The following is a 22,247-nucleotide window of genomic DNA, read 5'->3' on the forward strand; positions in this document are numbered from 1 at the left end:
AGGGCGCCCCAAGCAAAAAATCAGCAACGGCCTGGGCCGTTGCTGATCGGGTATTGCGCGACAGTGAAGCGAGGGTTACAGCGGACGACCGATGCCGTTGCAGATGTTGCTTTTGCCGATGCTCTGATCGCTGCTGGCGGTCAGGAAGCTGCTGCGTACAGCGGCTTTCCAGGCAGTTGGCAGCGGTACGAAACGGTTGGCGGTGATGGCGGCGTCGTTGTTGGTGGCCGTTGCGGCACCGTAGTGGCGAGTGAAGAAATCACGCACCTGGTTGCTTTGATCCTGGTTGAAGTAGCACTGGCTGAAGATCAGGTTGGTGAAGCCCAGGATCGGGTAGCCGGTGGTTGGGTAGAGCTTGAGGCTCGGGTCAGTTGGGTTGAGGTCGATCTGAGCCTGGGAAGTGAAGACCGGAACCCAGGCGTTCGGGTTGGCACGATCAGTCGTGGCCGGTACGGCTACGGCGTTGATTGCGGCCGAGACGTTGGCCGGTGCAGGCGACAGGCCGACGATGTTTTTCGCCACATCTTTGCCCACGCGGGCCACTTTGGTGGCGTCGTCCAGACCGGCCAGGGTGGTGGCGGCGAAATCCGGGCTCATGTAAGTGATACGACCCTCAGCAACGGTGGTGTCGTTCAGCGCAGTCATCACGCCCTGGCTACCGGTAGCGGCCACAGCACCGGCTGGCAGGCCGCCCGAGTAGCTGCTGGCGAAGGTCGTGGTGACGGCGAAGGCGCCGGTTTCAGCGCACTTGGCGTTGAGGAAACGGGTGAACAGTTCGGTGGTGCCGCTGCTCTCGCTGCGGTAGACCACAGTGATCGGGCCAGTACGACCGGAGCCGGTGATCTGATCCCACTGGTTCACACGACCAGAGAACACACCGCACAGTTCGTTGACGCTCAGGTCAACGGCGTTGGCGCCGCTTTTGCGGAAAGGAATGGCAACCGAAGTGGCCACCGAAGGCACCTGGATCAACGGACCCCAGGCGGTGTTGTGAGCCGTCACGTAGCCGCTCAGTTCAGCCGCGGAGAGCTTGGAATCGCTGCCCGCCCAGTGCACGTTCTTGCCAGTGGTGCCGGCCACGAACTTGGTGTAGTCGTTGTTCAGGAAGGCCGATTTGCCGTTGCCGCTGCCGACGCCGATGTAGGGCGCGAAACCGGCGGTCAGTACGCCCGCAGTCTGGTACAGCGGTTGTGGCAGGGTTGCACCGCCGCCGTTGATGTCTGCCAGTGCAGCCTGGGCCGAGCACAGGGCCGCGAGGGTCAGGGATGCTGCGAGAACGTTGCGCTTAAACATGAAGAAGCTCCTTTCATCGTGTTCGTACGTGGGGTAGATGGCTCTTGCATGACGCCATGGCGCTCCGGTCCGCAGCCTTGATCCAGAGGGCTTGAGGGGTGAGGCCATGGGTAGAGAAGTTCGCAGCTTCCGGTGACAGATAAAGGAAAAAACCTCGGGAGGAACCGCGGGTTTTTGCCCGGGATTCTCGGGTGTTCAGCAGGGTTTTGCGGGGGCACGCCGGGCAGGTGAGCGCGAGAGTTCAGCGGGCCTCGGCGGGAGCCGGCAGCGCTGTTGAAGCCGGGCCCGACACATGACAGAACAACGAACCCGAGAACCCGCCTGCCCGGAGTCGGGAGCGCTGGCACAGCAGTGAAAAATTTTCGGGCCTGACCCCATGCCGCAGATAAAAACCGGGTGACCTTACTCAGGTCACCAGTTGGTTGATCTCGATGATCGGCAGCAGGATCGCCATGACGATCACCAGCACCACCGCGCCCATGACCACAATCATCAGCGGCTCCAGCAACGCGGTCATGCCCATGGCGCGGCGTTCGATATCCCGCGACAGGGTCTGCGCCGCGCGCTCCAGCATCGGCGGCAAGGCGCCGGTCTTTTCTCCGCTGGCGATCAGGTGGATCAGCACCGGCGGAAAGACCTTTTCCACCCGCAACGCCGCCGCCAGGTTGACGCCCTCACGGACCTTGGCCGTGGCATCGCTGACGCTCAGGCTCAGGCGGTCGTTGGACAGGGTTTGCCGAGCGGCTTCCAGGGCCCTGAGCAACGGCACCCCGGCGCCGCCGAGAATCGCCAGGGTCGAGGCAAAACGGGCGGTATTCAGGCCCAGCACAAAACGCCCGATCAGCGGCAGGCGCAGGATCCGGCTGTGCCAGCTCAGGCGTGCGGCGGGGTTGCGCAGGTACAGGCGCCACGCCCAGAAACCGCCTGCCAACAGGCTGAAACACAACCAGCCCCAACTGCGAATAAAGTCGCTGGCGTTGAGCATGGCCAGGGTCAGGCCCGGCAGGTCCTGGCGCGCCTGGGAAAACGCGCTGACCACCTGGGGCACCACGTAGCTGAGCAGGAAAATCACGATGCCGATCGACACCAGCCCCACCACCCCGGGGTAGATAAAGGCGGTGAGAATCTTGCCCCGCAGGTTGTTGCGCTCTTCGATGTAGTCGGCCAAACGCTCCATGACCTGGGCCAGGTCGCCGGACTCCTCGCCTGCGGCAATCAGCGCCCGGTAAATCTCCGGAAAGTCCCGGGGCCGCGCCGCCAGGGCTTCGGCCAGGCGCATGCCACTGCGCACGTCGGCGCGCACCGCGCTCAGGGTCTGGGCGATATGTTTGCGCTCGGCCTGCTCCACCGTGGCGCTGAGCGCAGCTTCCAGGGGCAGACTGGCTCCCAGCAGGCTGGCCAATTGGCGGGTGGCCCAGGCCAGGTCGTTGTCTGAAAGCTTGGCGCTGAACAGGCCCCCTGCCCCATTGGTTCCCTGATGGCTGTCCAGTTGCACCATTAGCGCCGTCAGGCCACGACCACGCAGGTTGGTAAACGCCGCACTCTGGCTGTCGGCCTCCAGGTGCCCGGACTCGATCTTGCCGCTGGCGTCGGCGGCTTCGTAGCGATAGCGATTCATCAGGCGTCCCGGGTTACGCGAAGGATTTCTTCCGGCGCGGTGGCACCGCTGCGCACCCAGCGCTCGCCATCCTCGCGCATGCTCAGCATTCCGGCTTTACGGGCAGCGGCCCTGAGAGCCTGCTCGCCGGCGCCCTGGTGAATCAGGGTGCGAATATCGTCGTCGATGCAAAACAACTCATGGATCCCGGTGCGGCCGCTGTAGCCAGTGTGATTGCACGCGGCGCACCCTTGTGGGCGCCAGGTGCCGGGGGCCGTTGGGTCCTCTTCCTTGCACTGCGAGCACAGGCGGCGCACCAGACGCTGGGCGAGGACTCCGAGCATTGATGAGGCGAGAAGAAAGGGTTCGACCCCCATGTCAATCAGGCGATTGACGGCCGACACGGCATCGTTGGTGTGCAAGGTTGCCAGCACCAAGTGCCCGGTCAGCGAGGCTTGCACTGCTATCTGCGCGGTCTCCAGGTCGCGGATTTCGCCGATCATGATGATGTCCGGGTCCTGGCGCAGGATAGCTCGCAGGGCCAGGGCGAAGGTCATGTCGATCTTGGCGTTGACCTGGATCTGGCTGATACCGGGCAGGTCGTATTCCACCGGATCCTCGACGGTGAGGATATTGCTGGTGCTGGCGTCGAGTCGGGCCAGAGCGGCATACAGGCTGGTGGTTTTGCCGCTGCCGGTGGGGCCGGTGACCAGCACGATGCCGTGGGGCTGGCGGATCAGGCTGTCGAGCCGGGCCAGCACCTCAGGGTCCATGCCCAGGGTTTCCAGTTGCAGGCGCCCGGCCTGTTTGTCCAGCAGGCGCATCACCACCCGTTCGCCATGGCCGGTTGGCACGGTGGAGACGCGGATATCGATGGGGCGCCCGGCCACGCGCAGGGCGATGCGGCCGTCCTGGGGCAGGCGTTTTTCGGCGATGTCGAGTTGGGCCATGATCTTGATCCGTGAGATCAGGGCGCCGTGCAGGGCTTTGCGCGGCGACACGACATCGCGCAGGGTGCCGTCGACGCGGTAGCGCACCACGGAATGGGTTTCGTAGGGCTCGATGTGGATGTCGCTGGCTTCGTCGCGGGCGGCCTGGGTTAGCAAGGCGTTGATCATGCGGATCACCGGGGCGCCGTCCTGGGTGTCGAGCAGGTCGGTGATTTCCGGGATGTCTTGCATGAGGCGATCGAGATCGACTTCGTTTTCGGCGGCGCCCACCACGGCGGCGGCGCTGCCGGTGTCAGCGTAGGCGCTGGCCAGCAGGCCATCGAGTTCGTCATCGCGGATGTGTTCGATGGGGCTGGGGCCGAATTGGCGTTGGGCTTCGTTGATTGACCAGCCGGGGGTTGAGGGGCAGACCAGGAGTATGGCGCCCGCCTCGCTTTGGCGCAGGAGGATGCGGTGGGATTTGGCCCAGGCGTAGGGGAGTTGGGTCATGTGGACTCCGCGGGATTTAGATCGGGGGCAGATCCGTTGTTGGGGGGTGGGCTGGTATTGGTTCCGCCCTTACGGCGGGTCACTTTGGAAAAGCCGGAATGCCGGCCCAGCCCAAAGTAACCAAAGGGCTCTTGCCCCACCATTGGGTACCTCGCCTAGGCTCGGCATGCCCTCGCTCCGGCCATCGTGGTTTAACGGGGCGCTGCAGATCAAAATCAAGAGCGCGGCGGCCTTCCGGCCGGCCTGGGTGTTGGCGCCGAATCATTGCGGCACCGCCCTGATCACGGCCCTGGGCCCTTGGGCCGCTGGGGTTGCGCCGGGGATGCCCTTCTCTACCGAGGGCAATTGCGGTGCCTGCATATCCGGCATGGCCCAGCTTCTTTCCGGCTGCAGGCCACCTTGGGCGCGGCGCATGAAGTCGTAGCGGTTCAGGGTGATACTGCGCCCCGCTCCGCTGTCGCGGATGATGTAGGGGCGTAAAAACACCATCAGATTGGTTTTGTTGACGCTGCGTTTTTCATTGCGAAACAACGCACCAAGCCCGGGGATATTCGACAGCCAGGGCACGGCGTCGTTGCTCTGGCTGTAGCCGTCCTGCAGCAGGCCGCCGAGGACCATGATCTGCCCGTCATCCAGGAGGATGCTGGTATCGATTGCGCGTTTGTTGGTGACAGTGCCGGCATCCACCGAAGCGCGCTGATCGACGCTGCTGACTTCCTGGTAGATATCCAGTTTCACCGTGCCGCCTTCGGAAATCTGCGGCCGCACATTCAGCTTCAACCCCACTTCTTCGCGCTGTACGGTCTGGAATGGGTTATTGCTGGTGCCGCCGCCTCCGGTCACATAGCTGCCGGTGACAAAGGGGATGGTCTGCCCGACAAAAATGCTCGCTGCCTCGTTATCCAGGGTCAGCAGGTTGGGCGTTGACAGCACATTGGTCCCGCCTTTGCTTTTCAGGGCACGGGCCAAAACCTTGAGGTCCAGCACTTTGCCTATCCCCGGAATATCCACCGTGCCGTTGACCAGGCCGATGTTCAGACCTTTGGGCAAGACATCGATGCTGGTCTTGCTGGTGGGTGTGCCGTTGATCCCGCTCCCCCCCAGGTTGACCCCGCCGAAACCACCAGTACCGGCCAAATTGCCGGCCTGCCATTGCACGCCGAACTCGCTGGCATCGTCTTCGTTGACTTCGACGATCAGGCTTTCGATCACCACCTGGGCCCGGCGCTGGTCGAGCATGTCGATCACTTCCCGCAGGTTGCGGTACAGCGGGTCCGGCGCCGAAATCAACAGGGTGTTGGTGGTGGCGTCGGCCTGGATGGTGACGCCGCCTGCGCTGAACGCGGTGCTCTGGTCGCTCTGGGCCGTGCTGCTGCCCTGGGTGCTGGCGGCACTGGCGCCCTGGGCATAGCCGCTGCTGCCTGTGCTGCCATTGAGGTTGCCGCTGGCGGTGGGTGTGCCGCTGCTGTTCTGGCTGCTGCCCTGGGCGCTTTGTCCGGAGCCGCCCATGCCGCTCAGCATCGAACGGGCATTGTCGTTGCCACCGCTGTCGCTTTCACCGGTCAGCAAGCCGCGCAGAGCCTGGGCCAATTTGCCGGCCTGGGCGTTGCGCAGGTAGACCACGTGCAGGTTGCTGGGGTTGCTTTGGGCGTTGTCCAGTTTGTAGATCAGGTTGCGTGCCAGTTCGGTCCGTTCCGGGCTGCCGGCGCGGATGATGATCGAGTTGGAGCGTGGGTCGCCGATCACGTTGATTTTTTGCGTCTGGTCGCCGCCCTGGTTTTCCAGCAGCTCGGCCACCATGGCCGCGATATCGACCGCGATGCCGTTTTGCACCGCCACCACATCGGTATCGATGGCGCTCGGGGTGTCGATGCCGTCGATAATCTGCGCCACCCGTTGCAGGTTTTCCGCGTAGTCGGTGACGACGATGCTGTTATTGCCCGGGTAGGCGTTGATCGGATTATTCGGCGAAACGATCGGGCGCAGCACCGGGATCAGGTTCACCGCGTTCTCATATTGCAGGCGAAAAGTCCGGGTCAACATGCCGTTGCCCGCGGGTTTGTCGGCGCTGTAGATCGGCCCGCCCAGCAGCTTGGCATCGGCCTCGGGCACCACCTGGGCCACGCCGCCCACATCCACCACGCTGAAGCCCTGCATGCGCAGCGCCGCGAGCAACATTGCATAGGCTTGATAAGCCGGCACCTGCCCCTCGCTGACCAGGGTCAAAGTGCCTTTGACCCGCGGGTCCACCAGGAACTGCTGGCCGGTGGAACGGGACAACGCCCGCACCACGGCCTGGATATCGGCCTCGACAAAGTTCAGCTGCACCGGCTGCTCACCCAGGGGGTTGCGCGCTGCGCTGCCACGGGTATTGGCGGCGTGGCCACGGGCGCTGTTGGTCACCGGGTGCTGCACCCTTGGCCGCGGCTCCAGGCTGCTGGCCGGGCGCTGGCGGTCGAGCAAGGCGTCGCCGCTGCGTCGGGTATCGGCCAGGGGTTGGCCCAGTTCGCTGTCCACCAGCAAGGGCGGCGGTGTCGGCGACTGGGTGTTGCTGCACGCTCCCAGGGCGAGCAATAGCAGGGGCGCGGCCTTGCGACAGCGCGCGGTGTTGGATCCTGACCACTTCATGAAGCTTCCTTAGCGCCAAGCGCCTGATCCATGCGAACGGTTCCGGACAATGTGCCGGCCGAATCTTCGGCCTGGGCCGCGCCTGCGCGTTGCAGGCGAGCCTCGGACACCTCCAGGGAAAATTGCCGGGGGCTACCCAGCAGCCAACCGACCACGGCATCCGCCGGGGCCTCTTGAAAGGTCAGGCGCCAACTGCCGGGCGCCGCAGCATCGGGGGCCTGCAATTGATAACGGTCCTTGAGCCCGGCACTGTCCAGGGCCTGGCGCAACGCCGGTTCCAGGTCCGCGCCGGGGGTTGGCCGCGGGTCGCTGGCGACCTCTTGCAGCAGCACGTGCAAGGCTTCGGCCTGGGCCCGCAGCTTGGGGGTTTCGGTTTGCCAGTAATCGATCCTGGCCAGCGCCGGCTGGATCAGCAGCATCCACAGCAGCAGGCCGGACAGCCCCAGGCCCATGCCCGCCAGCAGGCGCTTCTCCCGCAGCGCCAGGCCGCTCCACAGCTGTTCGGCCTGGCTTCGCAGGCGCTGCCAGCGCAATCGATACGGGGCCAACGCGCGCTTACTCATCCGCGGCCTCCTTGGCAGCCGTGGCCTCGGCGGACTCGGCCAGGGGACCCAGGGTCCAGCCGTGTTCATCGCGAACGGCGGCAAAACCGGCCTGGGTCAAGGCCGCTTGCCAGTCGCCTGGCGCGCCCTGCTGGCTATCGTTCGACAGCCTCAGGTGCAGGCGCCCTTGCTCAAACTCCAGTTGCTGCACGCCGCCGACCATAAACGGCATGGCCTTGCCCGCCAGTTGCAACAGGCTGGCAAAGCGTTGCCCGGGGTCAGCCGCCGTGCCGCTCTGGCGAGCGGCCAATTGCTGGCGGGCCTGTTGCAACGGGTTGAGAATCACCGGCAATTCGGGGAAGGCCTGTTTCACCCGCTGGCTCATCTGCGCCTTGAGCCGCTGCCCCTCTTCGGCCTGTCGTGCCGCGTACAGGTTCAGGCCCAGGGCCCAGATCGCCACGGCCAGGGCGCCGCACGCCAGCGCCCGGCCCCAGCCGGCCGCGCCGACACGGGGCGCGTCGAGCCCACCGTGCAGGCCCCAGGTTGGTGCCGCGCCGCTCCAGCGTTGTGCCGTGCCCAGCGCCTGCGCCGTTGCCGGAGCGCCCTCGCCGACCCACTGCAACTCGGCGCCCGAGGCCAGCAGGTCCTGCAGTGCCTGCTGGCCCAAGGGATGCACCGCGCCCTGTTGCAGGCTGTGGCGCAACAACAAATGCTCCGCCGCCAGGGCCACCGTCAGCCGTCCAGGGGGCGGCAGCGCCAGGGCATAGGGCGCCGGGTACAGGCCGCGCACCTTCAGCTGCACCTGGGCCAGGACCCGACCCAGGTGGGCCAGGCGCACCTTGGGCAGCCAGGCAATCTGCACCAGGCCATTGCTCTCGCGGGGGCCGTGGGCCACATGCATCTCCTGCAACGGCCCGAGGATCAGCGCCTGGGCCGCGCAATTCACCGCCGCCGCGACCTTGGCCGTCGGCAACAGCGGCAATTCGAGGCTGGTCAGCAGGCTGTCCTGGGGGTGCAGGAAGCACTCCAGCGCCAGCGCCTTGTGCGCCAGCCCCAGTTGCGCCAGGCTGCCCTGGCCCTCACGGCTGACCTGTCCGGCGCGGTCCAGCCAGGCAAACTGCACCAGGCTTTCGGCGCTCAGGTGTTCCAGGGCCGGCAAGGCGACCCGCAACCGGCTCATGCCCCCACCCGCGACCAGATCACCTGTGGCAGGCGGTCTTCGGGCCGATGCAACAGCGCCTGAAGATGCAGCCGGCGCTGCTCGCGGCGAACCTGCCCATTGAGCTGAAACCACTCGCTGGTGATCCCCACCTGGACCTGGTCCAGGGCCAGCCCCTTTAAACGCAGGCGGTTGAAAAAGTCCCCGCGGTTGATAAACCAACGACCGCCGTCACGCTCGGCCACCAGGGCCCGGGCCCGGGGCAAACCCAGGCCCGGCACCACTGCGCTGAGCACCTCGGCACTGGCGGTGTTGCCGTTGACCCAGGTGTTGCTCGGCAACAGGCTGATATAGGCCGCCAGCTGCTTCAGCCGGCGTTCATCCAGCCCTTCCAGGCCCCGCAGATCATCCAGGCTGCGCAGCATCGGCTGTCTGGCCGGCAGCAGGCGCGCGGCACTGCCCGGTGAGGTTTCACGGCCGCTGTCGAAGCCGTTCTTCACCGGCACTGGCGCCAGCCGCTCAGGCAGCAGGTCATAGGAGGCGATCACCCGCTGGCTGATGCGTCGGCCAAGGCTGGCGTCGATGCCGAGCAGCGCGCACAGGCGCTGGAAGTTCTGCAATTGGGCGGCGTCCGGCTGCTGATTGAGCACCAGGTTGCGCAGGTTGAACTTGCCCTGCTCATCCTCCAGCCGACCCTCGAACACGCCGCCAAGGTTGCTCGCCTGGATCCCGCCCAGAGGCTGGGCCCATGCCTGATCGAGGCGGGTCAGGACCTCGTGCTGGCGCGCCTCCCACAGCAGTTGGCGGCTCAGTTCCAGGCTGCCCTGCAACTGCCAGTTGCCCTGGATCCGCAGTTGCTCGGCCTCCAGGGTGCGGGTGAACAGGGTCTGCCGGGTGAGCATGCCTCCGGCGATGACCGCGACCACGGCAGCAATCAGCAAGGCACTGATAATCGCCATGCCGCGCTGCTTCGCCGGCTTCGGCGAATGGGTTTTCATGGTCGCCCTTACAGCTGCCAGGAGCCGATATCGGCATTCACACCGTCGCCATCGGGTTGCCCGTCGGCCCCCAGGGAAAACACGTCGACCTCACCGTTGGCGCCCGGGTTGAGGTAGTGATAAGGCCGGCCCCAGGGGTCGTTGGGCAGGCGCTCCAGGTAAGAGCGCCAGTTGCTGTTTTTGGCGTCGGCCGGGCGCTCTGCCAGCACCTTCAGGCCCTGGGTCATGTTCGGGTAGCTGCCGTGGTCGAGGCGGTAGAGTTTCAGCGCCTGCATCAACCCGCCAATGTCCTGCTTCGCCGCCGTGGCCCGCGCCTGGTCCGGCCGGTCAAGGACCTTGGGCACCACCATGGCCGCCAGGATCCCGAGAATGACCACCACTACCATGATCTCAATCAGGGTGAAGCCACGCTGGCCGCGAGGGCCTCGGGGCGGGGACGTGAAGTGCGCGATATCCATCTCGACATTCCTTGGCTTGATTGCGGATTCGTCGCGCAGTGTTGCAAGAAGATATGTCAGTGGCATTGAAAATCCTCGGGTGTTTCGGTCGCCAATCGGTCAAGCCCGAAGGCTAGTCTGCGGGCCTGTTTCCCGGCCCGAGCACGCCATGCCACACCCGCGAAATGAGCAAGGTTTTACCCTGATCGAAGTGCTGGTGGCGCTGGCGATCATCGCCGTGGCCATGTCGGCGGCCGTGCGCGTGGCCGGGGTCATGACCCAGAGCAACGGCCTGTTGCGGGACAAATCCATCGCCATGCTGGCCGCCCAGAGCCGCCTCGCCGAGGTGCGCCTGGAGGGCCGCCCGAGCCTGGGCAGCCAGGTGTTCGAGTGCGACCAGGGCCGCCTGCAATTGCGTTGCGAACAGGTCATCAGCCAAGGGCCGCAGGCGCGGCTGTTCAAGGTCAGCGTGCAGGTGCTGGACCGGCGCCAAGACGGACCGCCCCTGGCGCGCCTGGAAACCCTGGTGGGCCGCGCGCTGCTGAAGAAGTTGCCCTAGGCCGCTCTAGGGCCGGGTGAGAATCGGCAAGGCCGGCGGCTCCGCTGGCTTGGGCAGGCTCAGGCGCGTGGTTTCGCCACCACGCTCGATCAGCACCGCATCGCCTTCGATCGCCGCCAGGCGCACGCCCTGGCTCAGGCGTTCGCCCTGCATGAAACTGCGCGGCGGCCCGTCGTTGAGGCTGAGGATCGCCACCGCGCCATGGGCCCCGCTGAGTACCCCGGAGACCTTGATCTGCACCGGCGCCGGGCGATTGGAAAACCACTGCAGCGCCGGGTTGTCGTTGCGCTCCGCCAGCACCTGGGGCGCCACGGGCGGGGTGTGGGACTCGGCGGAGGTGAGCAGCAATGATGACCAGGTCGCAACCCCGGCCAGGGCGGCCAGCAAGGCCAGGCCCTGGACCGCGTGCGCAGCTGAAATACGATGGGCGAATGCCATGGATGGGACCTCCTGATTGTCCGTGCCGACAGCCTACAGGCCAATTCTCACGTTTTTATTTCACACGCCCATCATCTTCGCCGTGCAGCATCGGATCGACGCAAGGGAGCGCGAACATGAACAACCTCAAGCAACAGGGCTTCACCCTGATCGAGCTGATGGTGGTGCTGGTGATCATCGGCATCGCCAGTGCGGCGGTCGGCCTGAGCATCAAGCCCGACCCGCTGCAACAGCTGCGCAATGATGCCGAGCGCTTGAGCCAGTTGCTGCAAATGGCCCAGGCCGAGGCACGGGTCGATGGGCGCCCGATCACCTGGCGCGCGGACGCCAAGGGCTATGGCTTCAGCCGGCGCAGCGCCGATGGCCAGGGGCTGGAGCACTTCGTGGGCGACCCGCAATTGCATGCACGGCCCTGGGACAGCACGCCGATGCAGGTGCGCATCGAGCCCCGGCAAACCCTGGTGCTGGACGCCGAGTGGATCAACCCGCCGTTGCGCCTGGTGCTGTCCGACGGGCAGCACAGCCTCGGCCTGCAACGCGACGCGGATGGCCGGTTGCGGCTGGTGAACCAGCCATGAAGCGGACGCAGCAGGGGTTTACCCTGATCGAAGTGATGGTGGCGATCATGCTCATGGCGCTGGTCAGCCTGATTGCCTGGCGCGGGCTGGACAGCGTGACCCGCGCCGACCGTCATCTGCAGGCCAGCACCGAGCAGACTGAAGCCTTGTTGCGCGCCTTGAACCAGTTGCAGCGCGACATCAGCTTGCGGGCCGGGATCGAACTGGCGGAACCCGAACAGACCTCGGCCGAACCTCGGGAAGACCCGCCACGGCCCCTCGCGCCACCGGCCCTGAGTGTGCGCAGCTCGGACAGCAAGGGCTTTCGCCTGGACCTGATCCGCAGTGCGGCGGTCCCGGGTGCCGGCCTGCAACGGGTGCGTTGGTGGCTCAAGGGCGACACCCTGTACCGCGCCGCCGCCCCCGCCGGCGACCGCTACCCCCTGCCTGCGCCGAAACAGGCGGTGGCGGTGCTGAGCCAGGTCAGCGACCTGCAACTGCGGGTCTGGGACCCCGACAAAGGCTGGCGGCAACTCAGCGGCAATCGCCAGGACAACCCACCCGGCCTGGAAATCAGCCTGGTGCGCCAGACACCCCAAGGCGTGGAACGCTACCGACAAGTGCTCGGCCCCCTGCAATAACCTGTAGCCGCTGCCACCAGGCTGGCCCGTATGGGCGCCGGGATACATCCGGAAGGAACGCATGGGTTGGAGGGACAGCGCGGCCCGAGCCTTCGGCAGCGGCTACAGGGCCTAACTGAGCAGGACCACGCCGCCCGGCAGTTCGGTGCATTTGGCGCCGTAGGCGTCGCGGATCAGCAGGGCCACGCCGGCCAGCTGGTTGAGGCTGAAGCGTGCCTGGACCTTGCGCTTGCCCAACTCGGCGTTGAGCAGCACCAGCATCCCCGGGCGATAGCGGTTGATCTCGTCGATCACGGTGTTGAGGCTGGCGTTGTCGAACACCAGGACCTGCTCGCGCCAGGCAACCACCGCCTGGGTGTCCACCACCTGCGGTTGGCCGATGCCCTGGGCGTCGTAGATCAGTTGGCGGCCTGCCTCCAACGCCATGCTGCGTCCACCCACCGCCACCGCCACCGAACCTTCGATGCAGGTGACGCAGACCCGGCTGTCGGTGTTGCGCACGTTGAAGCGCGCCCTTGTCGCGCTCAGCCAGCCGGCGCCAGCCTGGACCTTGAGCGGCCGCGTAGCCTGGGCCAGGACCTCGACTTCGCCCTGCAGCAACTCGATGCCTTGCTCGCCCTCGGCCAATGCCCGGCGGTTGATGCGGGTCTGGGTGTTGAGTTCGAGGCTGACGCCCTCGGCCAGTTCAACTCGCCGTTGCTCACCGACCTCGGTGCGGTAGTCGGCCGTCAACCCGGCAAAACCGCCGGGCACCGTGAGCCGCACCATAAACAAGGCCGCCGAGGCAGCAATCGCCCCACCCAGGAACGCCCGCCGCCCGAAACGCCGGGGCTGCGTCGCCTGCTGCCAGTGCTCGGCGGCGGGCGCCAACTGCTGCCACAGGGCCTTGGCCTGCTCGAAGGCCCGGGCATGCTCCGGGCTCTGCGCGCACCATTGGCGCAAGGCCCTGGCGTCGGCCACGGTGGCCTGGCCCGAGGTCAGGAGCAGCAGCCAGTCGCGGGCCTCGCTGTGCAGTCGGCTGTCTGGCGTATCCCGAGCAGTGGAAATGCTAAAAATATTCAAGCGCGCAAATACTCACGGATTAATCAGGGACTCGTTGACTAAGACGGTTTTCCGGCCCCGGGACCGAACCGCTGGATGACTTTTCTTTCCAGGCGCAAGGCGCAGTGCCCCAGGGCGGCCTTGAGTTCCTTCTCCACCATGCGCGTGGAAATGCCGAAGCGCTGGGAGATTTCCAGGTGCGGCGCTTCTTCCAGGCGCGCCGCGATAAAAATCTTGCGCCGCCGCGCCGGCAGTTCATAAAGGGCCTTGAGCAGGGTCTGGATTTCTTTCTGGCCGCCTACCACCCGCGACGGGTCCTGGGCTTCATCGGCCACCTGCAACAGCTCTTCGACTTCGCTGCCGGTCAACAGCCGGGCATCGGACTGGCGCCGGTCGGCGGCAATATTCAGGGCCATGCGGTACAGGTAGGCATTGGGTTGCAGCAGGTTCGGCGGGACCTCCATGCGGTCGACCCGCAGGTAGGTTTCGTGGAGGACATCGTTGGCCAGGTCCTCCGAGCCCAGGCGTCGGCGCAGACGCACCTTGAAATCCTCGTAGGAGGTCAAGAACAACCTGACCATCGGACTGTGCCCGGTATTTTTCATACCCCGGAAGCTCCTTCCCGTGCTGTGCATTCCATGCGTGTTCCTGTGGTGTCCGGCATCAAAAGTAAGGTCAGCGGCTGGCGCAACGAACTCGGCGCCAGGCGTTCGACCCGGGTACTGCCCAGGCTGCGGACCAGCGCTTCATCGCGCTGGACATCACCCGTGGAACTGACCAGGCGGCTGTGCTCAATGCTGCCGTCAGGGCCGATCCAGACCTGCACCAGCGCCCGGAAACTGCCCGGTCGGGTCAATGGCGAGCGGCACAGGCTGCGCTCGATCGCCTGCTGCAACGCCGTGGCGTAGCTGCTGTTGATCCGTGCCGCACGTGGCCCCTTGGGCGACAGTGGCTGACTGGCCTCGGGCACCTGCAGGGTGAACGCATCGCTGCGGGCATAACGCGCCACCAGGCCGCTGCCGGTGAGCAACAGGCCCAAGGCTTCGCGCGCGCTGTAACGGCCGTGCACCCCAATCGAGCGCCGGCCCCGGGTCAACTCGCGGTCCACCAGCACCGCCATCCCGGTCGAACGACTGAAAGCTTCCAGGGCGTCCGCCAGGTTTTGCGCCGGCAGGTCCAGCGCCAGCAACTGCGGCGAGTCGATCTGCGGCGGCCCCAATGGCTCGGCCCGCAGCAGGCCGGGCATGGCCAGGCCCAGCAGCACCGCCAGGCAACAGCCCGCGAAACGTGCGTGCACCCAAGACCGCCGCTCGACCTCTGCTCTGCATCGCTGCACGGCTGACGCGTCCCTGAAAACCGTCATCCTGAGGCCAATTTATGAATCTGATGTTACGGTGATAGCAAAAAAAACATCACCTTTGGCCAAGTGCCCCTGCACTACACTCAGGTCCCATACCGGCCCACTCCTTAGGGCCCGCCAGGAGGCCCAGATGAAGCTGTTTCCGACCCTCGCCAGCCTGTTGCTGTGCGCCGCCCTGCCCTTCGCCGCCCAGGCCGAAGAGCCCGCCACCGGCTGCGTCGACGTCAGCGTCGGCGGTTACAAGGCACCGGACTACGGCTGCCTGAGCCAGCAGATGGGCGGCACCCCGGACGCCGCCAAGGCCGCGCAGCACAACCAGCAGGCGCAGACCGTGCCGGTCGAGAAACGCCCGCCGAACCAGATCGGCCTATCGACCCCGGCCGCCACCAGCGTGCGCATGGGCAATACATTCGGCACCTCGGTGAAGCCGCAACGGCCATAAGGCACCGCACAATGCCATCGCCGCGAGCGCCAGGCTGGCTGCGGCGCTACACCCGCTGCGGGCATGGGAGTAACCTTGCGTCCATTGCCTTGCTCAGGATGTATCGATGGAACTGCATGTCGTCATCAACGGCCGCAAGGACCTGGCCGACCAGCTCTACCAACAACTGCGCAGCGCCATCGAATCCGGGCGCCTGGCCGCCGGGGCCCAGTTGCCGCCCAGCCGTCTGTTGGCGCAACAACTGGGCATTTCACGCAAGACCGTGTCCGACACCTATGCCCTGCTGACCTACGACAACCTGCTGATCGGCAAGATCGGCCGTGGCACCTTCGTCAATGCCCGGGCGGTCAAGGTCGAACGCAAACAGGCGGCCCAGGACCTGGCCTGCGCCGCCAACCTGGAGAAATGGCAGAACCTGCCCTGGCCCCTGCGCCACCCCTCCCTGGAAAGCACCGCGCGCTATGAATTCATCGGCGGCGCGACCCGGCGCAATCAGTTTCCCCAGGAGGAATGGCGGCGCTGCACCCAGGAAGCCCTGCGGCGCATGGCCGAACACGGCGGGTTCTACAGCCAGCCGGAAGGCTTGCCGGCCCTGCGCAGCGCCATCGCCGGGCACGTGGCGTTTTCCCGGGGCGTGGTCTGTACCGAGCACGACATTGTGATTTGCAACGGTGCGCAACAGGCCCTGGACCTGATCGCCCGGGTGGTGCTTGAACCCGGCAGCCTGGTGGCCATGGAAGACCCCGGCTACAGCCCGGCGCGCATGCTGTTCAGTGCCCAGGGCGCGACGGTGATCGGGGTCCCGGTGGATGAGCAAGGGTTGCAGGTGGCGTTGATCCCCGATGGCGTGCGGCTGATTTACGTCACCCCGTCGCACCAGTTCCCCTTGGGCATGCCCATGAGCCAGGCACGGCGCGAGGCCCTGTTGCAGCGGGCGCAGCAACTGGGGGCGATTGTCATCGAGGACGATTACGACTGCGAGTTTCGCTACGAAGGACGGCCCTCCGACTCGCTGCAAAGCCTGGACAGCCATGGGGTGGTGGCCTACGTCGGGACCTTTTCCAAGACCATGCTGCCGCAGCTGCGCCTGGGCTATGGGGTGCTGCCGCCGGCGATCATCGGCGCGGTGGTGCGAGCCAAGCACCTGACCGACTGCCACACCTCGACCCTGGCGCAGTGGGCCCTGGCCAAGTTCATCAGCGATGGCTGCCTGCTCAAGCATATCCGCCGCTGCCACACGGTCTATGCCGGGCGCCGCGAGCGTATCCTGCAGCGCCTCGACGGCGACCTTTCGCCCTGGCTGCAAGCCATCCCCTCCACCGCCGGCTTCCATATGGCGGCCTTGTGCAAGGTGCCGGTGAACCTGCCGTTGCTGCTGGAGCGGGCGAAACAGGCCGGGATCGGGCTGTACTCCCTGGACGGTTTCTTCAACGACACGCCGGTCAGAAGCGGGTTGTTCATCGGGTTTGGCGCCATTGAAACCCTGGACATCGATCCGGCCCTGGACCAGGTGCGCGACATCCTGCGGCAGATCGCCTGAGCAGTGGTCTGCCGTTCTTTGCCGGGATTGGCCATAGGTCGGGGCGCTGAGCGGGATTAGTCTGGGTCGGTCTTTTCATTGAGCACGAGAACCCGACCATGAACCCATTGACCGCTGCCCTCGCCGCCCTGGCGCTGCTGACCTCCCTGTGCGCCGCCGCCCATGAACCGGTGTACGGCCAGGAAAAGCTGGCGATTCTCCAGGAACAGGCCCTGAGCAATATGCCTGGAAAGAAAGCCCTGATGCTGACCGTGGACTACGCCCCGGGCCAGGCCACGGTGCCCCATCGGCATGCCGGCGCGGCCATGGCTTATGTGCTGCAGGGCGCGATCACTTCGCGGGTCAATGACCAGCCGGCGATAACCTACAAGGCCGGGCAGTCCTGGTTCGAGCCTGCCGGTTCGCGGCATCCGGTGTCGAGCAATGCCAGCCAGACCGAGCCGGCGAAGCTCTTAGTGTTCATGTTGATGGATGAGCAGGACGCGGTGTTGACGCCGTTGGAGAAGTAGCGGCGGGGATGGTGGGGTTGGGCGTTGCCATTATCGAGTGCAATGAAAAAGCCCCGTATCTCGCGATACGGGGCTTTTTGGGTTAACGCTCGATCAGGCCGTTACAGGCTCGATTGACCGCTCAGTGCCAGGTCCAGCAGTTCCCGGTTGGCCACCGCGTACATGGCGTAGTCAGTGCCGACTGCGGCACGGATTTCCACCATCATGGCGCGCCAGCGATCGGCCATGCTCGCGTTCTGCTCCAGCCACAGGGCCACACGGGCTTCCATGTCGTCCGGCGCATCGGCCATTTGCAGAACCTTGATGGTGATCGCCCGTTGCTGCCAGTCCACGTCGTCGCGGAAGGCTTCGCGGGCCTGGGCCTGCCAGTTGTTGCCCACTGGCAGATCGCTGATCTGCTGCAGGTACCACGGCAGGTCCAGGGCGCTGCCCACGGCGAAGTAGGCCTTGGCCACATCGGCGGCGCTCTGACCAGTGACGTCAGCCGCTTCGATGATCGGCAGCAGGGTGTACAGGTGAGTGGTGCCTGCAACCATGCGTGCCAGCAACTCCGGCACACCGGCTTCGACATACGCCTGATAACGGTTCTGCCAGCCTTCGCGGGTCGGGCCTTCCAGCAGTTCGTCGAGCTTGAGGCCCAACGCCGCCAGGTGCGGACCGAAGTGGGCGACGTCGCGCGCTGCATCCTGCTCGTTGCGACGGCTGCGCAGGAACCAGCGCGTGGCACGACGGCCCAGGCGCATCAGCTCATCCATCAACGCCAACTGCACTTCAGCCGAAACCTGGTGGTCCAGGGCTTCGATCTGACGGAACCAGTGCGGGAGGTGGAAGATGTCACGCACGATCACATAAGCACCGGCCACGTTCGCCGGGCTCATGCCGGTGGACTCCTTCAAGCGCTGCACGAAGGTGATGCCCATGTGGTTGACCAGGTCGTTGGCGATCTGGGTGCTGACGATTTCGCGCTTCAGGCGGTGACGACGCATGGCCTCGGAGAACTTGGCCACCAGGCTTGGCGGGAACGCGGTCTCCATGTCACGGGTCAGGTAGTCGTCATCCGGTACCAGGGACTTGAGCAGTGCTTCCTTGAGGTCGATCTTGCTGTAGGAGATCAGCACCGACAGCTCTGGACGGGTCAGGCCCTTGCCCGCCGCGGCGCGCTCGGTGAGCTGCTCCTCGGTCGGCAGGTACTCGATGGCGCGGTCCAGCTTGCCCCGGCCTTCCAGGTCGCTCATCAGGCGCTTGTACTCGGCAGCACGCTCGTAGGCACGGCGCGCGGCCAGGGACAGGGCCTGGGTCTGCTTGTAGTTGTTGCCCAACACCAGGCTGCCGACTTCGTCGGTCATGCTCGCCAACAGCTGGTTGCGCTGCTTGTCGGTCATGTCGCCGGCCTGCACCACTTCGTTGAGCAGGATCTTGATGTTCACTTCGTGGTCGGAACAGTCCACGCCACCGGCGTTGTCGATGAAGTCGGTGTTGGAACCGCCGCCATTGAGGCCGAACTCCACACGACCCAGCTGGGTCATGCCGAGGTTGCCGCCCTCGCCCACCACCTTGCAGCGCAGCTCGTTACCGTTGACCCGCAGTGCATCGTTGGCCTTGTCGCCGACATCGGCGTGGCTTTCGGTGCTGGCCTTGACGTAGGTGCCGATACCGCCGTTCCACAACAGGTCCACCGGTGCCTTGAGCAAGGCATTGAGCAGTTCGGTCGGGGTCAGCTTGTCGGCTTGGATGTCGAAGCGTTCTTTCATCTGTGGCGAGATGGCAATGCTCTTCGCGCTGCGCGAGAAGATACCGCCGCCTTCGGACATGATGCTGGTGTCGTAGTCGGTCCAGGCCGAACGCGGCAGGTCGAACAAGCGCTGACGCTCGACGAAGCTGTTGGCCGGCGTTGGGTTCGGGTCGATAAAGATGTGCAGGTGGTTGAATGCGGCCACCAGCTGCAGCTTGTCGGACATCAGCAAGCCGTTGCCGAACACGTCGCCGGCCATGTCGCCGACACCGACCACGGTGATGCTGTCTTCCTGAACGTTGATGCCACGCTCGCGGAAGTGGCGCTGCACGCCGACCCACGCGCCCTTGGCGGTGATGCCCATTTTCTTGTGGTCGTAACCGGCCGAACCACCGGAAGCGAACGCATCACCCAGCCAGAAGCCGTAGTCGATGGCGATGCCGTTGGCGATGTCGGAGAAGGTTGCGGTGCCTTTGTCGGCCGCGACCACCAGGTACGGGTCATCATTGTCGTGACGCACCACGTTGGCCGGTGGCACCAGGGCGCCGTCTTTCAGGTTGTCGGTGATGTCCAGCAGGCCGGAGATGAAGATGCGGTAGCAGGCGATGCCCTCGGCCGCGATCTCGTCCCGGCTGCCGCCCAGTGGCAGGCGACGCGGCAGGAAGCCGCCCTTGGCGCCGACCGGCACGATCACCGAGTTCTTCACTTGCTGGGCTTTTACCAGGCCCAGGACTTCGGTACGGAAGTCTTCTTCACGGTCGGACCAGCGCAGGCCGCCACGCGCCACATTGCCGAAGCGCAGGTGCACGCCTTCAACCCGTGGCGAGTAGACGAAGATCTCGAACTTCGGCACCGGTTTCGGCAGCTCTGGAATCGCGTGCGGGTTGAACTTGAAGCTGAAGTACGACTTGTTCTGGCCGTTGGCGTCGGTCTGGTAGAAGTTGGTGCGCAGGGTGGCCTTGATCAGGTCCAGGTAGCGACGCAGGATGCGGTCTTCGTTGAGCACCTGAACGTCGTCCAGGGCGGTGAGGATCGCTTGTTCCAGGCGCTGCTGCTTGTCTTCCAGGTCGTCGCTGGTGAGCTTGCGCGCCAGGTAGAAACGGGTCTTGAACAACCGGGTCAACTCGCGCGCGATGTCGGTGTGGTTGTTCAGGGTGCTGGCGATGTAACCCAGGTCGAAGCCCAGGCGGATCTGCTTCAGGTAACGGGCGTAGGCACGCAGCAGCGCGACGTCGCGCCATGGCAGGCCGGCCGTCAGCACCAGGCGGTTGAAGGCATCGTTCTCGGCATCGCCACGCACGATGTGGACAAAGGCGTCCTGCAGCGTGTCGTTGAGCTGCTGGATATCCAGGTCCAGGCCTTCGGCAGCGGTAAAGGCGAAGTCGTGGATCCAGAACTCACGGCCGTTGTTGTGACGCAGGCGATACGGGAACTCGCCCAGCACGCGCAGGCCGAGGTTTTCCAGGATCGGCAGCACGTCGGACAGCGCCAGCGGGGTGTCGGCGTGGTACAGCTTGCAGTGCAGCTCGCGCTGGCCCGAGACCTGGCCCAGGGGCTGGTAGAAGCTCATCACCAGCGGGTTGGCTTCGGTCAGGCTCAGCAGGTGTTGCATGTCGACCACGGCCGAGTGCGCAGCGAAGCGCTCGCGGTAGCCGGCGGGGAAGCCTTTCGGGAAGTCCGCCAGCACATTGGTGCCGTGGGCCTCGCCGAAGCTTTCGACCACCAGGCTGGCGTAGTCGTCCTGCCAGCTGCGGCAGGCCTGGACCACTTCTTTTTCCAGCAGCAGCGGGTCGATGTCGATGCGGTTCTTCGGGTCGACCCGCAGAATCAGTTGGACGCGGGCCAGTACCGACTCGGAGAAGAAGGTCCAGAACTCGCAATCCGAGGCTTGCAGGCGATCCATCAGCACTTGCTGGATCTTCTGCCGCACTTCGGTGGAGTAGATGTCGCGCGGCACATAGGCCAGGCAGTAGCAGAAACGACCGTAGGGGTCTTTGCGCAGGAACACGCGGATCTTGTTGCGTTCCTGGATCTGCACGATGGACATCACGGTGCTGAACAGTTCGTCGACCGGGGTCTGGAACAGGTCGTCACGGGGCAGTACTTCGAGGACCTGGGCCAGTTCCTTGCCCAAGTGGGCCTTGGCCTGGAAGCCCGAGCGCTGCTCGACGATTTCCACCTTGCGCCGGATGTACGGGATGACCCGCACGCTTTCGCCGTACACCGACGAGGTGTACAGGCCCATGAAACGGCATTCCTTGACCACTTTGCCGTCGGCATCGATCTGGCGGATCGACACGTAGTCCGGGTAGGCCGGACGGTGCACGCGGCTTGGGTGCGCGGCCTTGGCGAACGACAGCGGAGTCGGTTCGCGCAGGTAGTTGACGGCGTAGTCTTCGATGCGCAGGTCGTCGGCGGTGAGGCCGGCGCGCAGCAGCTTGGTCAGGCCGAGGAACGAGTTGGGGTCATATTCGATATGACCGCCGTCCTGCTCTTCGCGAACCACAAATTCTTCATAGCCGAGGAAGGTGAAGTGGTTGCCCACCAGCCATTCCAGGAAGCTCTTGATTTCGGTCTTTTCGTCCGCCGCGATGGCGAACTGGCTGTTGTCGATGCCGTCGATCAGTTCCTGGACCTTGACCTTCATCGGTTCAAAGTCGGCCACTGCGACGCGCACTTCACCCAGCACCTGCTCCAGTTCCTTGCTCAGTACATTGAGCTCGGCGGCGTTGGAGCAACGGTCGATTTCCAGGTACATCAGCGATTCTTGCTGGATGCCTTCGCCGTGGGTGCCCTTGGGCAGGATTTCCAGCAACTCGCCCTTGCTGCCGCGACGCACGCTGAGCACGGTGGTTTGCAGGGTATGGATGCTGTAGCCGCGACGGTTGAGCTCGGTACGCACCGAGTCGACCAGGAACGGCAGGTCATGGTGCAGGACCTCGACCGCGGTGTGGGTCGACTGCCAGCCGTGGCGTTCGTAGTCGGGGTTGTAGACGCGCACTTGCGGTTGCGCGTGATCGAAGCGCTCAAGCAGGCGCCAGGCTGACAAGGTGCAGCCCGCCAGGTCGGACAACCGACGCTGGGTGAGTTCGTCCAGGGAAATGATGCCGAAGAATTGTTCAGCGAACAGCGCCACTTGTGGCAGTGCCTGTTCACTGATGTGCTGCGCCAGTGCCGCTTGCAGTTGGTGCTGGAAGTCGGCTTTGCTGGCTGCGGTGAAGAACGCCATCTGTGGTACTCCGCTTGGGCTTGTTATTGATGGAAGCGTCGCGTGCAATCCCCTTGCGGGGTCAAGCGTCACCCTGCTCCTGATCTCGGGCAGAGGTTGCAGGATG

19 protein-coding genes are annotated in these 22,247 nt (G+C 65.2%); 6 read left to right on the forward strand and 13 right to left on the reverse strand.

Going from position 1 to position 22,247, the window contains the following annotated elements:
• Nucleotides 1-75 precede the first annotated feature (75 nt).
• The 8 genes from ACOZJV_RS04920 to gspG form a co-directional block, all read right to left on the reverse strand.
• Entirely contained in the window at nucleotides 76-1,293 is a 1,218-nt protein-coding gene (locus ACOZJV_RS04920) for a substrate-binding domain-containing protein (protein ID WP_421546980.1), read from the reverse strand.
• A 406-nt stretch (nucleotides 1,294-1,699) separates the two neighbouring features.
• Nucleotides 1,700-2,911: a type II secretion system inner membrane protein GspF gene (gspF, locus tag ACOZJV_RS04925; RefSeq protein WP_078473773.1), complete on the reverse strand. Its 1,212-nt coding sequence runs from the start codon at nucleotides 2,909-2,911 to the stop codon at nucleotides 1,700-1,702.
• Nucleotides 2,911-4,329 carry a type II secretion system ATPase GspE gene (gene gspE, locus ACOZJV_RS04930; protein WP_421546981.1) on the reverse strand — a complete coding sequence of 473 codons (1,419 nt, stop codon included), beginning with the start codon at nucleotides 4,327-4,329 and terminating at the stop codon, nucleotides 2,911-2,913. Before gspE ends, gspF begins: the two co-directional genes overlap by 1 nt.
• 261 nt (nucleotides 4,330-4,590) lie before the next feature.
• Nucleotides 4,591-6,957 (reverse strand): type II secretion system secretin GspD, encoded by a 2,367-nt coding sequence (gene gspD, locus ACOZJV_RS04935; protein ID WP_421546982.1) that lies wholly within the window; start codon nucleotides 6,955-6,957, stop codon nucleotides 4,591-4,593.
• Nucleotides 6,954-7,520, reverse strand: a complete 567-nt coding sequence (gspM, locus tag ACOZJV_RS04940) for a type II secretion system protein GspM (RefSeq protein WP_421546983.1) — start codon at nucleotides 7,518-7,520, stop codon at nucleotides 6,954-6,956. Before gspM ends, gspD begins: the two co-directional genes overlap by 4 nt.
• The gene (gene gspL / locus ACOZJV_RS04945) at nucleotides 7,513-8,679 is read right to left on the reverse strand and encodes a type II secretion system protein GspL (RefSeq protein WP_421546984.1); all 1,167 of its coding nucleotides are present in this window, start codon (nucleotides 8,677-8,679) and stop codon (nucleotides 7,513-7,515) included. Before gspL ends, gspM begins: the two co-directional genes overlap by 8 nt.
• Nucleotides 8,676-9,656, reverse strand: coding sequence for a type II secretion system minor pseudopilin GspK (gene gspK / locus ACOZJV_RS04950; protein WP_421546985.1), 981 nt, complete (start codon nucleotides 9,654-9,656; stop codon nucleotides 8,676-8,678). Before gspK ends, gspL begins: the two co-directional genes overlap by 4 nt.
• 8 nt (nucleotides 9,657-9,664) lie before the next feature.
• Nucleotides 9,665-10,114, reverse strand: coding sequence for a type II secretion system major pseudopilin GspG (gene gspG / locus ACOZJV_RS04955; RefSeq protein ID WP_078473767.1), 450 nt, complete (start codon nucleotides 10,112-10,114; stop codon nucleotides 9,665-9,667).
• A 148-nt stretch (nucleotides 10,115-10,262) separates the two neighbouring features.
• On the opposite strand from gspG, the gene gspI reads away from it, so the two are divergent.
• A complete protein-coding gene (gspI, locus tag ACOZJV_RS04960) occupies nucleotides 10,263-10,652 on the forward strand; it encodes a type II secretion system minor pseudopilin GspI (RefSeq protein ID WP_078473766.1) in 390 nt (129 codons plus the stop codon).
• 6 nt (nucleotides 10,653-10,658) lie between these two features.
• On the opposite strand, the gene ACOZJV_RS04965 is transcribed toward gspI, so the two are convergent.
• A complete protein-coding gene (locus tag ACOZJV_RS04965) occupies nucleotides 10,659-11,090 on the reverse strand; it encodes a type II secretion system protein N (RefSeq protein WP_421546986.1) in 432 nt (143 codons plus the stop codon).
• Nucleotides 11,091-11,206: 116 nt separating this feature from the next.
• Between ACOZJV_RS04965 and gspH the strand changes: the two genes are divergently transcribed.
• Both gspH and ACOZJV_RS04975 read left to right on the forward strand, forming a co-directional pair.
• Nucleotides 11,207-11,668, forward strand: coding sequence for a type II secretion system minor pseudopilin GspH (gene gspH / locus ACOZJV_RS04970; protein WP_421546987.1), 462 nt, complete (start codon nucleotides 11,207-11,209; stop codon nucleotides 11,666-11,668).
• Nucleotides 11,665-12,288: a type II secretion system protein GspJ gene (locus ACOZJV_RS04975; RefSeq protein ID WP_421546988.1), complete on the forward strand. Its 624-nt coding sequence runs from the start codon at nucleotides 11,665-11,667 to the stop codon at nucleotides 12,286-12,288. The genes gspH and ACOZJV_RS04975 overlap by 4 nt, the downstream gene beginning before the upstream one ends.
• 111 nt (nucleotides 12,289-12,399) lie before the next feature.
• Here the strand turns inward: ACOZJV_RS04975 and ACOZJV_RS04980 are convergent, their stop codons facing one another.
• Genes ACOZJV_RS04980 through ACOZJV_RS04990 form a run of 3 tightly spaced genes read right to left on the reverse strand, consistent with a single transcriptional unit; the run spans nucleotide 12,400 to nucleotide 14,575 of the window.
• On the reverse strand, nucleotides 12,400-13,350 hold the full coding sequence (locus ACOZJV_RS04980) for a FecR family protein (RefSeq protein WP_421546989.1): 951 nt from the start codon (nucleotides 13,348-13,350) through the stop codon (nucleotides 12,400-12,402).
• A gap of 38 nt (nucleotides 13,351-13,388) precedes the next feature.
• Nucleotides 13,389-13,934: a sigma-70 family RNA polymerase sigma factor gene (locus tag ACOZJV_RS04985; RefSeq protein ID WP_020296056.1), complete on the reverse strand. Its 546-nt coding sequence runs from the start codon at nucleotides 13,932-13,934 to the stop codon at nucleotides 13,389-13,391.
• Entirely contained in the window at nucleotides 13,931-14,575 is a 645-nt protein-coding gene (locus ACOZJV_RS04990) for a secretin and TonB N-terminal domain-containing protein (protein WP_201132169.1), read from the reverse strand. Before ACOZJV_RS04990 ends, ACOZJV_RS04985 begins: the two co-directional genes overlap by 4 nt.
• 244 nt (nucleotides 14,576-14,819) lie before the next feature.
• Between ACOZJV_RS04990 and ACOZJV_RS04995 the strand changes: the two genes are divergently transcribed.
• The 3 genes from ACOZJV_RS04995 to ACOZJV_RS05005 all read left to right on the forward strand — a co-directional run bounded on the left by ACOZJV_RS04995 (nucleotide 14,820) and on the right by ACOZJV_RS05005 (nucleotide 17,180).
• Nucleotides 14,820-15,131: a hypothetical protein gene (locus ACOZJV_RS04995; protein WP_421546990.1), complete on the forward strand. Its 312-nt coding sequence runs from the start codon at nucleotides 14,820-14,822 to the stop codon at nucleotides 15,129-15,131.
• Between the two features lie 106 nt (nucleotides 15,132-15,237).
• The gene (locus ACOZJV_RS05000; protein WP_421546991.1) at nucleotides 15,238-16,671 is read left to right on the forward strand and encodes a PLP-dependent aminotransferase family protein; all 1,434 of its coding nucleotides are present in this window, start codon (nucleotides 15,238-15,240) and stop codon (nucleotides 16,669-16,671) included.
• A gap of 98 nt (nucleotides 16,672-16,769) precedes the next feature.
• On the forward strand, nucleotides 16,770-17,180 hold the full coding sequence (locus ACOZJV_RS05005; protein ID WP_421546992.1) for a cupin domain-containing protein: 411 nt from the start codon (nucleotides 16,770-16,772) through the stop codon (nucleotides 17,178-17,180).
• Between the two features lie 101 nt (nucleotides 17,181-17,281).
• Here ACOZJV_RS05005 and ACOZJV_RS05010 read toward each other — a convergent pair whose 3' ends face one another.
• Nucleotides 17,282-22,141, reverse strand: a complete 4,860-nt coding sequence (locus tag ACOZJV_RS05010; protein ID WP_201130754.1) for an NAD-glutamate dehydrogenase — start codon at nucleotides 22,139-22,141, stop codon at nucleotides 17,282-17,284.
• Nucleotides 22,142-22,247: the final 106 nt, after the last annotated feature.

This window comes from Pseudomonas sp. QD4 (assembly GCF_049199125.1).
Classification (GTDB): Bacteria; Pseudomonadota; Gammaproteobacteria; order Pseudomonadales; family Pseudomonadaceae; genus Aquipseudomonas.